Source organism: Negativibacillus massiliensis (assembly GCF_900148495.1).
Lineage (GTDB): Bacteria > Bacillota > Clostridia > Oscillospirales > Ruminococcaceae > Negativibacillus > Negativibacillus massiliensis.
The window spans coordinates 1123807-1138908 of record NZ_FTRU01000008.1 but is presented as its reverse complement, the minus strand read 5'-3'; the positions used below and the strand labels follow the sequence as shown (position 1 = coordinate 1138908).

The 15102-nt window shown below is 43.7% G+C and carries 11 protein-coding genes and 1 tRNA gene; 7 read left to right on the top strand and 5 right to left on the bottom strand.

All coding sequences use genetic code 11. The annotated features are described in order from the left end of the window. Positions 1–16: 16 nt before the first annotated feature. From BQ5375_RS11280 to BQ5375_RS11265, 4 genes are all read left to right on the top strand, one after another. A complete protein-coding gene (locus BQ5375_RS11280; protein ID WP_076917947.1) occupies positions 17–703 on the top strand; it encodes a DUF2238 domain-containing protein in 687 nt (228 codons plus the stop codon). A 124-nt stretch (positions 704–827) separates the two neighbouring features. Continuing rightward, positions 828–919 (top strand) — tRNA-Ser (locus BQ5375_RS11275). A gap of 327 nt (positions 920–1246) precedes the next feature. After that, entirely contained in the window at positions 1247–3133 is a 1887-nt protein-coding gene (locus BQ5375_RS11270; protein ID WP_076917946.1) for a serine hydrolase domain-containing protein, read from the top strand. Positions 3134–3192: 59 nt separating this feature from the next. Further along, positions 3193–3921 carry a hypothetical protein gene (locus BQ5375_RS11265; protein ID WP_143529478.1) on the top strand — a complete coding sequence of 243 codons (729 nt, stop codon included), beginning with the start codon at positions 3193–3195 and terminating at the stop codon, positions 3919–3921. Here BQ5375_RS11265 and BQ5375_RS14150 read toward each other — a convergent pair. The 5 genes from BQ5375_RS14150 to BQ5375_RS11235 all read right to left on the bottom strand — a co-directional run bounded on the left by BQ5375_RS14150 (position 3918) and on the right by BQ5375_RS11235 (position 7176). Then, the gene (locus tag BQ5375_RS14150) at positions 3918–4736 is read right to left on the bottom strand and encodes a GNAT family N-acetyltransferase (protein ID WP_083687611.1); all 819 of its coding nucleotides are present in this window, start codon (positions 4734–4736) and stop codon (positions 3918–3920) included. The genes BQ5375_RS11265 and BQ5375_RS14150 overlap by 4 nt on opposite strands. A gap of 76 nt (positions 4737–4812) precedes the next feature. Beyond that, positions 4813–5064, bottom strand: a complete 252-nt coding sequence (gene rpsR / locus BQ5375_RS11250) for a 30S ribosomal protein S18 (protein ID WP_022132474.1) — start codon at positions 5062–5064, stop codon at positions 4813–4815. Positions 5065–5117: 53 nt separating this feature from the next. Then, entirely contained in the window at positions 5118–5627 is a 510-nt protein-coding gene (locus tag BQ5375_RS11245; RefSeq protein ID WP_022132475.1) for a single-stranded DNA-binding protein, read from the bottom strand. Positions 5628–5638: 11 nt separating this feature from the next. Beyond that, positions 5639–5935, bottom strand: coding sequence for a 30S ribosomal protein S6 (gene rpsF, locus BQ5375_RS11240; protein WP_022132476.1), 297 nt, complete (start codon positions 5933–5935; stop codon positions 5639–5641). Positions 5936–6195: 260 nt separating this feature from the next. After that, positions 6196–7176, bottom strand: coding sequence for an RING finger protein (locus BQ5375_RS11235; RefSeq protein WP_159438038.1), 981 nt, complete (start codon positions 7174–7176; stop codon positions 6196–6198). A 217-nt stretch (positions 7177–7393) separates the two neighbouring features. Between BQ5375_RS11235 and prfB the strand changes: the two genes are divergently transcribed. The 3 genes from prfB (at position 7394) to BQ5375_RS11220 (ending at position 14747) form a co-directional block, all read left to right on the top strand. Next, a complete protein-coding gene (prfB, locus tag BQ5375_RS11230; RefSeq protein WP_022132478.1) occupies positions 7394–8524 on the top strand; it encodes a peptide chain release factor 2 in 1131 nt (376 codons plus the stop codon). 16 nt (positions 8525–8540) lie between these two features. Beyond that, a complete protein-coding gene (locus BQ5375_RS11225) occupies positions 8541–9113 on the top strand; it encodes a histidine phosphatase family protein (protein ID WP_022132479.1) in 573 nt (190 codons plus the stop codon). 294 nt (positions 9114–9407) lie between these two features. Continuing rightward, positions 9408–14747, top strand: coding sequence for a pilus assembly protein N-terminal domain-containing protein (locus BQ5375_RS11220; protein WP_022132480.1), 5340 nt, complete (start codon positions 9408–9410; stop codon positions 14745–14747). Positions 14748–15102: the final 355 nt, after the last annotated feature.

The following is a 15102-nucleotide window of genomic DNA, read 5'->3' as shown; positions in this document are numbered from 1 at the left end:
AAAATGGAGGAAAAGTATGAGTTCTGTTTCAATGCTCTATCAACGCCAAAGTCGAGTTTTGGAATTTGGTTTTGCTGTGTTTTGTGTGCTGATGGCGGGGTATAACCTATTTTTTTCGACACCTTATTATGTGTTTCTATCTTTGTTAGGATTGCTTTTGGTTTTTGTTCCTCGAATTGCAGAAAAGGTGTTAAGTTTAAAAGAGGACTATCTGCTGCGTTTGACCACCCATCTGTATATTTTATTTACTTATGGGATCGGAATGATCTTTAACGGATATGACAGGATTCCTTTATACGATAAGCTGATGCACACCGTAACAGGGGTTATTTTTGGACTTTGTGGTTTGGTCGTTTACTATCTGCTCAAACCTCGGGAAGAGAAGATGAGGGTAAAGAGAGCAGAGTTTTGGCAGGCAGCAGTTTTTTCGGCAGGTTTTGCTTCCCTGATCGCGGTTGGATGGGAGATCGTAGAATTTGTAATTAATCTTGTTTTGCACAACGATCCGCAGCATGTACTTGATACAGGTGTAACGGATACCATGATGGATATGATTGTTTGTCTGATTGGTTCTCTGGTATTCTGGTACCCAATGCACCGCTATTATAAGCAGGGCAAAACAGGACTGCTTATGGGAGTGTTCGACAGCTTCTATCGGACAAACTTTCATGTGGAAACAGTGCTGGAGGAGAAGGGAAAATAAGGTTTGGTGTGAAGGATTTTCCTTCACACCAAATTTTTTTAGAAAAAGGTATTGACTTTTTTCTGAGATGTGCTATAATAATAAAGCACTTGCGAGTTGAGTGTACGCAGCGAATAACATCTATGGAAAGATGGCTGAGCTGGTCTAAGGCGCACGACTGGAAATCGTGTGTGCCCTATAAAGGCACCGAGGGTTCGAATCCCTCTCTTTCCGCCAAAAAAGAGTCTCCACTTTTGTGGAGACTCTTTTTTATGTGAAACGGAAAGGGATTCGATTGAGCCGACCCTGCCATAGGGGAAAAACAGTCCACTGGACTGTTTTTAGGAGAGGGGTAATGGAGTGAACCCCTCTTTTTCTGTATATAAAAAGTTCTGTTTATAAAAGAATTAATTTAGACGTAACAGAAGGAGTTCCTTTAGAAAAAAGTTGTCTTGTTGCGCACAGTGTCCATCATAGGGGAATTGACAAGGCTGGATAGTTGTGGTAATCTACAAAAAGGAAGAGGGAATCCCTCAGTTTTTGTAAGAAAAGGAGAGAAATGATATGAATATTCAGCAAAAGCTTTCTGATATTTTGAAATTAAATCTTCCAAGAAAATGGACTTCTGTTTCCTATGCAATTATGGTGGACGGTAAACTTGTTGCGGCAGATGCACTGGGACAGGATGGAACCAAAGACAAGAATCCTGTAACCTTAAATCATACCTACAATGTTTGTTCTATTTCCAAGATTTTTTGTACAGTTGCTGTCATGAAGCTGGTGGAACAGGGAAAAGTCGATCTGGATCGCCCAATCTGTGAATATCTGCCTAAATTCACCATGCTTGACCCACGTTACCGCCAGATCACAGTGCGTCACTGCTTAAATCATGCCAGTGGTCTGCCAGGAACTCAGTGGAAACATTTTTCAGCAACTCATGTTGGAAAAGCAGACAATGAAGAGTACTATAACGAAGTTTATGATTATCTTGCAAAATGCTATCTGAAAGCTGATCCAGGAAAATATTCCGTTTATTGCAACGATGGTTTCACTCTGGCTGAAATGCTGGTTACCAAAGTATCCGGCATGAACTTTGGTGATTTCTGCAAGCAGTACATCACGGAACCGATTGGTGCTCATTCTACACGAGTTTCTACTACGGTTAATCCGGAATATCCTCTGGTTCGGGAAAGCGGCAAACCGGCAGAATACTTCTATCTGCAGGGATGCGGTGGTTTTACAACAACCATGACCGACCTGTGTAAGTTCGGTAACTTGTTCCTGACAGAGAATGATGTAATCAGTGAGCAGAGCAAAGAAGAAATGAGAAAGATGCAGGGTACCACCTTCCTGCAGGAGGATACAGCAAGCGTTCGTTATGGCTTAGGTTGGGACAATGTTTGTGTGGAAGATCCGGAATTTGATCTGGGTGAACATGTCCAGATGAAGGGCGGAAACAGCTTCCAGTTTACCAGCAAGTTGTATGTCATTCCAAAATATAATGCAGTTCTCACAATCAGCGAAACACATGACTGCAAGCTGGATGTAGGGCTGGAAATTCTGCGTTTATTTGCAGTTTATATGCAGGAAGAAAAGGGAATCAATCTCTACAAAAAATATCAGCCGGTGCCAAAGGAACTGGTGGAAGAATTTGATGGAACCTACCTGGTACCGAGTGCAATCTATCACACCCATTTCTTCGGTACAGATCTGACTATTACAAATGATGATACTGCTGATGGACATGCAGCAGCTTATAAAAATCTGAAATTTGATGGAAAGGACTTTGTAGCTGAAAATGGGGAACATTTCTTCTTCCGCAATACTTTGGATGGAAAATATCTGTTTAGCACCAATAGAGGCAGAGTGATCCCAACAGCAATGAAGGTAGAAGATCAGGCTCCGCTTTCTGAAAAATGGACTGCCCGCATTGGAAAGAGATACCTTGCAGTTAACTTTACCGAGCAGGATTTGGTGTGCGGTGAGATGATGAATGGCTTTACTCTCCGCAAGCTTGCCGGTGTAGAAGGTGTGCTGGTTGCTTCTTTCAGCTCCATTCCAGAGGGCGAAATTTACGGAAACTTTGAAGGAGCATTTATTCCGGATGGAGAATTTAATGCCAATGGATTTTTACAGACTCCTTCCAATGGAAGCCGTGATCTGCTCTGTCCGGACTTTTTCGAAAAAGATGGCGTGGAATATTGCTATATTGCTTCCTATCTGTACCAGGAAGAGAGCAGCCTCAAAGACTATCAGGGAGAAAAATTTGAGGATCTTCCATCCGGTGAACAGAATCATGTTTATCGTATTCATGAAAAACTGGAAACTCTGCCGGAAGTTTTGCCGGGCAGAAGACTGATGGTTTTGAACGATAAAATGGAAGTGGTATACGACAGCCAGAATCCGAAGGATTATAAAGCAATTGAAGCAGGATATATTTCCTTTATCTAAATGTAAAAAAGACCGTGAGGTGTTTCACTTCACGGTCTGATCTTTCTTAGGAAAGGAAAATGAGTATGGATTATTTCTTTGAGGGTTTGGAGCACAGCAGCGCGTTTGGATTTTTGTTCGACGAACAGGGGAAATTTGTTCCAGTGAAGGAGACCTGCTACCAACTATATGAAAGTGATTATTATCCTTTTGCAGAATTTGCGGATGAACTGCGCGCATTAAATGACTATTGCTTTTTGATTGCACAGGCGGTCAATCAGGAAAAGGAACGGGCAAATCAGGAACTCATCCAGACTAGAGCAAAGCCAGAGACGGAATTTCCCTGGCTTGCTCCCTTTACCAAAACCGAGCTGTTGATTGGGCTGGAAGGGGAAAGCGATCAGTGGGAGTGGGCTGCAAGCATCAGCCGCGCACATCTGGTGATTCTGCTCTATTCTTTCTTGGAAAAGACATTAAAATATCTTTCAGAATGGTTTCAGGAAGAATCAATCCTGACACAGAGAAAGTCCAGAGGAGAACCAAAGTTATACTCCTATCTCTATGCGATTCTTGGAATAGATAAGCCGAAGTTTTATGAGCAGTATAGGGAAATTGCAGAGATACTGGATGCTAGCCGAAAGATTAGGAATCAATTTGCCCACGAAAATCTGGAAGGTGATTTGCCCGCTTTACCAGAAGAGTTGTCAGCAGAGAAGGCTTCCCACAAACTAAAACTGGTAGAATTAATCGATGTTGCGGGAAAGGTACTGAAGCTGACGGAAGAAGTATATGAAAAAGAAAAGAGTTAGCGGAGTTTTTTGTATTCTTCCGCGTAATTTCTTCCCATATTGCGCTCATGCTTTTCCTGGTAAGCTTTGGAGATTTCTTCCGGGGTGATCTGATAACGAAGCAGAGTGTCCATGTAATACATGAGGATATCGCTCAATTCCTCCACAAAATGGCTGTGGATGGCAGGATCGTCCATGATATCATGGATGCTCTTCTTTTTGATAATGGAGATTACTTCGCCGATCTCCTCTATCATCCACAGGATAAAGTCTTTTCCATGTTCAGGCTGCATGGGTGGCCATTTGTCCTTATGCTTTTCCCAAAGTTCTGTCTGCATCTTCATCATATCTTGGAAATCCAGAACAGATTTTCTTTCTTTTTCAAAGATAAAGGAAGTGGCATCGGGATATTGTTTTTCGCATACAAAGTGAAAGCCGCATTTTTTGGTGTAGAAATGATGATTTCGGGTAGAATAGCTCGGTGTTTCCAAAACCCAACGGGAACAGTTGGAGAAATGTTCTTCGATATGATTCCAGATTTGTGTGCCAAGTCCCTGGTTTCCACAATCGGGGTCAAGAAAGAGAAGTTCCAGAATGTTTTGCTCTGGCTTATGCGAGATGGTGTAAGCACCGATGATTTTGTCATCTAGCAATACTTTTTCTGAGATAAAATCAGGATTTTCATTTAACTTTCGAATCAGAGTTCCGTCATTGTATCCGGCAGGACCGTCATGCAGGAGGGAAGTATGCAGGCATGTGTCCTCATCAAAGGCAGCTGTCATGATTTGGGTCAGAACAGGATAATCCTGGGGGAGTATTGGAGCGTAGTGTAACATAAAGACCTTCCTTTCGGAAAACAGGATAAAAGAAAACACCTGCAAACATTTAAGCTTGCAGGTGTTTGTTTGTTGATTAGTCTCCTACGTATGGCAGGAAAGCAACGTGACGAGCACGTTTAACAGCTACAGTCAGCTGTCTCTGATGACGAGCGCAAGTACCGGTTACACGGCGTGGAATGATCTTAGCTCTGTCAGACAGATATCTTTTCAGTCTTGGAACATCTTTGTAGTCGATGTTTTCGATTTTATCCATGCAGAACGCACAAACTTTTTTTCTGCTTTTTCTGTTGCGTCTGTCGTTTCTTTCAGTTCTTTCTTTTTCCATGGAACTTAACCTCCTTAAAATTTAAAGTTTGTAATTACAAAGACCGTATCGGTTTAGAATGGAAGATCTTCTTCATCTTCACTGACTTCTTCAAAATCCTCTGCACTACCGCTGGAATATCCAAAGCTTGCTGCAGGAGCATTTTGCTGGAAAGAAGTTGCCGCCGGAGCAGCTGACGACCCATAGGAGCGGGAAGGCGGTGGTGGCGGACCAAAATCGTCCACAGCGGAAGAGGAAGGAGCGGAGTTTTTGCTGTCAGCAAAGAATGCCTGGTCAACCAAAACTTCTACTGCCTGTCGTTTGTTCTCATTCTTGTCCACATAATTGCGAACCTGCAGAGAACCTTCCACAGCCATCAATCTGCCTTTGGAAAAATATCTGCTGATAAATTCCGCAGTCTGACGCCATGCAACACAGTTGATGAAGTCTGTCTGACGGTCCGCGCCCTTGCCGTAGTTTCTGTCTACTGCAAGCGTGAAGGAAGTTACCGAAAGGTCTGATGCTGTTTTTCTCAGTTCAGGGTCTGCAGTAAGTCTTCCCATAAGGATTACACGGTTCAGCATAATAAATCCTCCTAGTTGTCTTTCTTAACAATCAGGGAGCGAAGAACGCCGTCGGTAATTTTGTAGTTACGGTCAAGTTCTGCTGGGAACTCAGGAGCGCAGTTGAAGGTAGCGAATACGTAGTAACCTTCTACTTCGTCTTCGATTGGGTATGCCAGTCTGCGTTTACCCCATTCTTCTACTGTTTCCAGTGTGCCGTGTTTTTCAATCAGAGCTGTGAATTTTTCAACCAGAGCTTTGACTGCATCATCACCGTTTTTGGTGTTGAAGATCATGATTGTCTCATAATTTTCGTTAAGCTTTGCCATTGTAAAAGCACCTCCTTTTGGACTTAAGGCCCTGCCGGTTATGCAGGGCAAGGTTTGCCGCAGTTTCGCGACAACAAAATTATTATATCAGAAAAAAGCAGTTTGTCAAGGAAATATGCGCCATTTTTCCTTCTTTGGAGGAATGGACAAAGAGGCAGTGCGTTTTATCCGATAAATTTAGAGTAATTGTAGGATAAAGAGAAAAACACCCGATGCTCAGCAGAATTTTTCTGATAAGCAAGGGGTGTTTTTGGTAGATCTTATAAGGTTAAAACGATAATAATGCTGGAAATCAACATCAGTGCAATGACACATGCCACAATCAAAATTGCACTGACAGGGCTTGCACCGCCAATGGAGGAGAGTGTCTGGTAATAAACGTTGTCGCTAGAATTACCGGAAGCAGAATGCAGATCCTGAATCTTTTTGCGACAGTGTTTATAGTAATGACGGTTTGCGGTAAAGCCGCAGTAAATTGCAACGCCGAATCGAACGTACATCAAAATCTGGGAGAGGATGACCAGCCATTCCAGACCGGTAAGGTCAAACTGGAAGGAGGACATCAGCATCGGGTCAGCCAGTGTCTGTTTTACCATGTGGTAAGAAAGAATTACCGATGGGATATTGGAAAGGATATAGAAACCGAACAAGATTGCGCCGATCTTATACATTTTGCGGTAGAAGAAATAGGCGAAATTAAAGATGAATGCTGCCCAGTTAAAGACTTTGGCTTTAGCACGCTGAGAAAAAATCTTAAAGACGCGCAGGAAATAAGCGTAGTTTTGATGGACCAGAAAAACAAAGTCTTTAGCAGGAATGCCCTCGATCTGGTCGTCTTCGTAAATGGCTTCAAACATGCTGTTTAGTCCCATGGAGTTTTGCGGCTGTCCTTCAAAAGGATTTTCCACAACAGGACGACCATGATGCTGCGGCTGTTCCTTTAGCGGGAAGCGGCAGTTTGGGCAGAAAACATCTTCTTCCTTGCAGAACAGTCCGCAGTTTGGACAGATGATGTTGCCGTTTTCGTCAGGCTGGATACCGGCATTGGAAGGGGCTTTTTTTTCATTGGGATTTTTCCATTCCATTCCCTTTTCGTGAAGCTCCTGCTGCAAAGCGCAATGACCAAGCTGTTTATAACAGGAACGATGATGCGGAGCACCACACTCCGGACAAACAACGATGTCATCGCCCTCTTTGAATTCCTGACCGCAGACAGGACAGGAAACACCTTTATAGTTCATTCTCATATCAACCTTTCTGAATTATGCGATATCATAATGATACTATATAACGCGAAAAAAATCCATAACCTGAAGGCAAGATTTACCCTTTATTTAAAGATAGGGAACAACTGGGTGCAGTCTTTACATTTTTTATCAATTCCACTATAATGAAAAGAAAGAGATCATCTGGTTTTCTATGAGAGCTTTTATAAATTTTGTAACAGGAGGAAGCATGATGCTTCAAATCGAAGATTTAAAACAGGAATTGCAGGCACAGCAGCCAAAGATTGAGTACCTGAAAGAAGCTTTGGGATACGAAAATTTGCTGAAAGAAAAGAGAGAATTGGACGAACAAGCTGCAAAACCTGATTTTTGGAATGATGTTGAAAATACAAAACAGGTATTAAAGCAACAGAAGCTGGTAAATGAAAAGATTGGCTCCTATGATGAGTTGGTTACAATGTATGAGGATGCTCAGACCATGCTGGAGCTTGCAGAAGAAGAGGAATTTGCAAACGAAGAGGAACAGGAAGCTTTTTTGCAGGATATCAAGAAGAATATCCGGGATATCGTGGATAAGATTGAGGAAGAAAAGTTGTCTGCGCTGCTTTCCGGCGAATTTGATGCAAATAATGCAATTCTGACCTTCCATGCAGGAGCTGGCGGCACTGAGGCACAGGACTGGGTTCAGATGCTTTACCGCATGTATGCCCGTTGGAGTGAGCGCCATCACTTTAAGGTAAAGGTGCTGGACTATCTGGCAGGAGAAGAAGCAGGTATCAAGAGTGCATCCATCCTGATTACCGGAACCAATGCCTATGGCTTTTTGAAATCGGAGCACGGTGTTCATCGACTGGTTCGAATCTCCCCGTTTGATGCTTCCGGACGCAGACAGACTTCTTTTGCATCTTTGGAGGTTATGCCGGAGATCGATGATGATTACGATATCGAGATCAATCCTGCAGATTTGAAGGTGGATACCTATCGTTCGGGTGGTGCAGGTGGTCAGCATGTCAATAAGACGGAGTCCGCAATTCGTATCACCCATATTCCAACCGGCGTCGTAGTTGCTTGTCAGAATGAGCGAAGCCAGCATCAAAACCGAGAGGTTGCAATGAAGATGCTCAAGGCAAAGCTTGCACAGATTAAAGAAAAGGAACATCTGAAAAAGATTGAGGATATTAAGGGAGAACAGCAGCAGATCGGCTGGGGTTCCCAGATTCGTTCTTACGTCTTTATGCCGTATACGTTGGTCAAGGATCACCGCACTAACTGTGAAAGCGGCAATATCGGAGCAGTGATGGATGGCGATATCGACCAGTTTATCAATGCTTATCTAAAGGCAGCTTCCTTAGGAGAACTGTAATTAGGGAGGGGACAGGATGACTACCATTTATCTGGTTCGGCACGCACAACCCGATTACAGCGATGTTCATGCAGACCCGGAAAATGCGCTGCTGACAAAGCAGGGCAGGGAAGACAGCAAAAAGATGGCTTCCTTTTTGCACCATGAGCCGATTGATATGATTGTATCCAGTCCCTATCCAAGAGCAAAGGAAACGATCCGACCGCTTGCAGAATTGCTAAATCTGCCGATTCTTTTAGAAGAAGATTTCAGAGAACGCAAGATCGGGTGTTGGGTGGAGGATTTTAACGGATACTGCAAACGGCAGTGGGAGGATTTTTCTTACGCCTTGCCCGAAGGTGAGAGTTTGCAGCAGGTACAGCAAAGGGTGGTTCAGGCCCTTGAGGTACTGCTGAAAAAATATGAAGGAAAGACGATAGCAGTTGCAGGGCATGGAACCGCAATCAGCCTTCTTCTTAACTATTTTGATCCTTCCTTTGGAATGGACGATTTTATGAGAATTAAAAGCTGGATGCCGTGGGTGGTGCAGCTTACCTTTGATAAAACAGAATATCTTGGTAAAAAGGAAGTTTTCTGGATCGAGAGATAAACAGGAAACCCCCTGTAAAAGAAAAAAGCTCTCTGTCCCAAAAAAGTCAGAGGGCTTTTTGTGTAAATTTTTGTTTTTGAATGCAATAATTTTTCGATTGTAGGACACCTATATGACAGAAGGACCAAAAGATGGCAAAAAGGTCGGAATTTTAAAACAAAACTGTGAATGAATGGTAAAGCTTTGTAAAAGGATGTAACAAAACAGGCCTTTGAAACGTCTTATTGGTAAAGGAGAAATTACTTTAGGCAAAGAGGAGAAGCTCTGATATTTTAGAAAGGAAGGAGCGTTTTTATGGGACCGAAAAAGTATGATAAAGCATTTTCAAAAACAATTGCATTGGCGTTGGCTCTTCTGCTTGCGTCAAGCACTTTGACTGGATGTGATCTGTTTCGTCCAAGACAGGAGGAAGCTTCTAATCAGGAAATTGAACTGGAAGCACCAGAACCGGATGAAGACAATCTGGGCGCAGACCTGATGGACGATTCCGAAGTGGAAGCGGATGTTGATCCGGATATTGAGGACACCGAACAGACAGAAGAAGTGGTGGAAGAACCGGAAACAACAGACTCTTCTGCAACAACAGAAAATAAAGATACCGCAAGTGCAAGCACCTCTCAGAAAGATCAGTTTGTAGACAGCTCAAATGTATTTCAGAATCAGGGCAGTTCTGCGCAGAGCACTGTTACCACATCGGTGCTGACTCCGGAGAGCGTTGTCCAGCCTGAAAAGGTGAGCAACGTGGTATATGAACCGGTTGGCGAACAGCCAGTAGCAAAAGAAGAAGCAAATCTGATTGCACAGCCAACTTCTACAACACCGACCCCAACTCCAGTGGCGAACAAATCGTACAGCAGCGCAAGATTCAGTAAAAAAGGCACTTACAGCGAATCGAAAATTTACAAGAACGGTTATATTGATGTTGGTGATGTAACCATCAGCAACAAGACCTTTACCGGTGACCTTTATATCAAAGTCCCTTCCGATACTGTTACTTTGAAGAACGTTGATGTACAGGGAACCATCTATGTAAACAGCGGTTCGGATTGGGTAAAACTGTATGATGTTCATGCAGGAGCTTTGACAGTAGAAAATAAAAAAGGAACCTCCCGCGTATTTGCATCCCGCGATACCTCCCTGGACAATGTAAACATCAAAACCGATACTGTTCTGGAAGAGGGCGGATTGTACTCTCAAAGCAAGGGCTTTGTCAATGTGACAGTGAACGGTTCAAAAGGAACGACACTGACCATAAAAAACCTGAAGCTCAACAAGCTCAAAACTGTTACAGATTGTGACGTTGTCTATGACAGTGATACAATCATAAACTATGCTTACACTTATGCGCCGACCGAACTGTATGGTTATGGACAGATCAATCGTCTGTATTGTTACAGTGACGGCGTTTATTACGATGCAAAACCATTGTATATTGAAACTGGCAGAGGTTATGCAACCCCTTCCAAGCGCACTTCCTCGGGCGGTTCGGATTCCGGCTCGAGCAGCGAGGATAAGAAGGTAACACTGTATGACATCAACGACCAGTATCTGGATATCGGTGACACCAAGGTCGTAGGTATCGACCACAACGGCAGCTCGCTGAAGGTAACAACCAGCAACTCGAGTGTTGCAAAGGTTACCTACAGTACCTCCAAGAGCCATATCACCATGACAGGACTCAAACCGGGCAAAGCAACGATTAAGGTTACCTCTTCCCGTTCCGGTTACGCAAGCAGCACGATCTCCTTTAACATTATTGTAAAGGATAACGGTTCTTCCAGCATCCATCTGTCGGGCATTTCCAATCAGTATATGGATGAAGGCACAACACGTTATGTCAGCGTCAATACCGATGCCAGCAGAATCAGTGTATCCAATTCCAATACCAGTGTAGCGGATGTCACTGCAGATGGCTTCCAGCTGAAAATCCGTGCAAAAAAACCAGGAACCACAACCGTTAAGGTAACAGCTTCCCGTTCTGGACGTACCTCCAAGAGCACAACTTTTAAGGTTACAGTACGGGATACTTCCAGTGACGATGATTATGTAACCATCAATCGCATTGATAACCAGATCATGAGCAATGGTCGAGAACGCATTATCAATGTTAATACAAACGGTACCTCGATCAAAGCTTCCAGCAGCAATACTAACGTTGCAAAAGTAAGCACTCGCAGCGATGATACCCTGATTGTGGAAGCGGTAAATCCAGGAAGTGCATATATTACCGTTACTTCCTCCCGCAGAGGATATAAAGATTCCAAGACAACCTTCCGCGTGGATGTTTACGGTGACAGCATTTCGGCACCGACGGTCTATATGAATTACCAGTACGGCGGCAGCTATCCAAACAGCAGCTGGACCAATCAGAACGTTGTATTTACCCTGACCGGTTACAGTACAAACCGCACCGCATATTCCTATGAACGTCCGGCAGGCGGAACCTCTTCTCAGTGGACCAATCGCAGAGAGCTGCGCAACGGAACACTGACTGTCAGCGAAGAGGGTCAGAAGGATTACTACTTCTTCACCCGTGGAAGCGGCGGAGACAGCAGTGCAACCAGCATCTATACCGTACGTATTGACAAGACTCTCCCGATTATTTCCGAGGTCAACAATACTAACGGTACCCTCACTTTCAAGGTATCGGATAATCTGTCCGGCATTGCTTCGGTACAGGTGAAAAACAGCAGCAATATCTACTATACACCGGGTTACAGCAATGGCACCTATACCTTTAATGCTCCGGCAAATGGCAGATATACTATCGTTGTTACCGATAAAGCAGGCAACCGTGCAGAATCCTCGTTTGATATGACCACACCATCTCAGCCGGATACTACCGCACCAGTTATTGAGATTCTGACAACTTCGATAAAACAGGATAGCTGGCAGAAGGAACCGACAGAGGTACTCTTTAAGGCAACAGACAATGTCACAGTCCAGTCTGTCACAGTAACACCAAGTGTTCCACTGACTCAGAATGCAGATGGTACCTACAGCTTCAAGACCAGTGTGGAAGGCAAAAATACCTATACCATTACAGCAAAAGATGCAGCAGGTAAGGAGTCTACCAAACAGATCACCTATTATCTGGATACCATCGCTCCAGTACTGAGTGATATCACCACACAGGATACCACCGTTACTATCAAGGCTTCGGATGAATCTTCCGGTGTAACAGTAACAGCAGTTCCAGAAAATGACCAGACCAAACAGATGGTTGTAAGCGATCAGAAAAATGGAACCTTTACCTTTACCGCAGAACAAGATGTAAATTATAAGATCACTGCAATGGATGGTGCAGGAAATCTCAGCCAGACCGAAAACGTGATGATCAAGTCTCAGACCACTTCTCCGGCAGAGCAGACGGTTACCATTTCGGAACCAACGGTATCGAATCAGAATACTTTGACAACCAGCAAGGTCATCAGCTTTAATGTAGATGCAAACCTGATAACAGGTCAGTCCTTGAGAGTCAGTGTTCAGAGCCCGACAAACAAAGAGTTAAGCCCGGCAAATACAGTACAGGGAATAAGCAACAGTTATTCCGTTTCTGTTAACGAAAACGGCACCTATACCGTAACAGCATCCATCATGAACGGTAATAGCGTTGTAAAGACAGTAAATAGAACGGTTAAGGTTGAAAACATTGACAGTACCAAACCGACAATCGCAGTAACGAAGAACGATAACGGCAATTTGGAATTTAATGTAACAGACGAAACCCTGAATGCTGTTTATGTGGATAGCGAGCAGGTATACCGCACTTCCAACAATGGCAACACCTATCTGTATCAGAAGAGCGGTTTAACCGCAGGCGAGCATACCATCAGGGCAGTGGACAAAGTGGGCAACGAGTTGACACAGAAAGTCAATGTCGTTCTCAAACAGCAGCCAACCATTTCAGCAGACGCAACAAATCTGGTCAGCAGCAATCACACCAATGCAACCACAACTATTTCGGTTGATACTCATGGAGCAGAGATTGCATCCGCACAGGTAAATAAGAGCGGTGCATCTATCCAGCCGGCCGGCGCAGGTAAATACACCTTCACCGCAACAGAAAATGGTGTTTACACTGTTATTGTTGCAACAAAGGACGGCATGGGTGTCAGCGTGGATCTGACTGTCAGCGGCATCGCAGAAAAAACGACTCCTCCAACCGTTCAGGTAGGGGAACACAAAGCAAACGATACTGCAACTCAGGTCAGTGTACCGATCGTCGTTTCTGATTCGGATAATGCAGCTTCTGAAGTGACTCTGACCTCCGATAAGGGAACAATCAGCGGCAGCGGCAACAATTACACCCTGACTGCTACAGAAAATGGAACTTATACCCTGACAGCAAAAGATAAACAGGGAAATCAGGCGACTGCAACTGTCTATGTGGATGAGGTTAAAGGAAATATCCAGCCTTCCATCTCTGCCGGTACAGTTTCCGCAGCAAATGGCAGTGCATCTGTCAAACTGACTGTCAGTGATAATGGCGGTACCCCAATTGTTTCGGTTACCGATCAAAACGGCACTGCAGCAGTTCTGCAGGCAGATGGCAGCTATCTGTTTACAGCAAGTGAAAACGGAAGCTATGTCATTACGGTAAAGAATCAGGCAGGAAAGACAGCTTCTGTAACAGTGAATGTAACAGAACTGGATAAGACCGCTCCGGTTATTGCTCAGCCAAACATCACTTACAGCGCAGACCTCAAGACCGCAACTATTACCTGGACTGTAACCGATGCAGCGGATGGAAACAAAGATGCATCCAGCGGTATAGCAGGCGTTACTTTTGCAGGTGCTCCGGCTCAGACACAGGGAAGCGCATATCAGGCAACTGTCAGTGAAAACGGCAATTATGTTATCGGTGCATCTGATAACGCAGGAAACGCTTCCACAGTAACAGCAAGTGTTACCGGCATCGATAAGACAGCTCCATCTATTCAGGTTACCAGCAAAAACGACAGCTGGCAGCAAAAACAGGTTGTTACCTTCTCGGTAACCGATGAAAACAGCAGTGTGGCTTCGGTACAGGTAATCCATAACGGTAAACAGGTTTCATTGACTGAAGGAAACGGATACAGCTTTACCGCAACAGAAAATGGAACCTACACCATTATGGCAAGCGATACTGCAGGAAATGCTATCTCCAAAGATGTTGCAATCAATCGTATCGATGTGACCAAACCAGCAGCTCCATCCTTAAAAAATGGTGACAAAGCAGTTTCTGTTTATAACGCACAGACACAAAAAGGAGAATATCAGGCAAAACCAAATACAACCTTTACTGTAGGTTATACAAAGGCAGCAGCTGGAGAAAGTCCGGTCAGTGTACAGGTAAAGATCGACAAAGAACAAACCTTTAAGACTTTATCCGGCGATACCCCAAAACTGACCTTGGCAGAAGGTACACATACTGTGGTTCTGAAAACAGTGGATGCAGCAGGAAATGAAAGTGCACCAGTTACCTACAAAATTACGGTAAAAGCACAGTCTGCAGCAACAACCACACCAAAAGATCCTGAAGAAAAGCCAGCAGAGGAAAAGGAAGAAACAGAATCCGGTAATGAAACAGAGGCTTTGCCTCAGCCGGGTGATGGAAAACAGGAATCTTCCGATCCGCAGCCAACCGAATAATTTTAAGGCATTCTGCATAAAAAGAGAGGGCAAACGCCCTCTCTTTTTTTCTGCCCGCAAAAGAAAAAAGATGCATGATTTTTTCAATCAAACGACACTATATCAAATAGTAATATTTTTTTGTATAAAATGTTACGGCCTTCTTTTTTGTACGACAAGTTACGGAAAATGAAAACATTTTGGAAATTGTTTTGAAACAATTTGTCATTTTTTAAAAATTGTGATATCATAAATCATGAATAGTTTTGATTATTTTTATGACATTTTTAGGAATGACACTCGATTGGCGAATGGAAAATCTTGCAGACGGCATATACTGCTTGTAAGGAAAACCATGTCGATGAAAATATGGTTA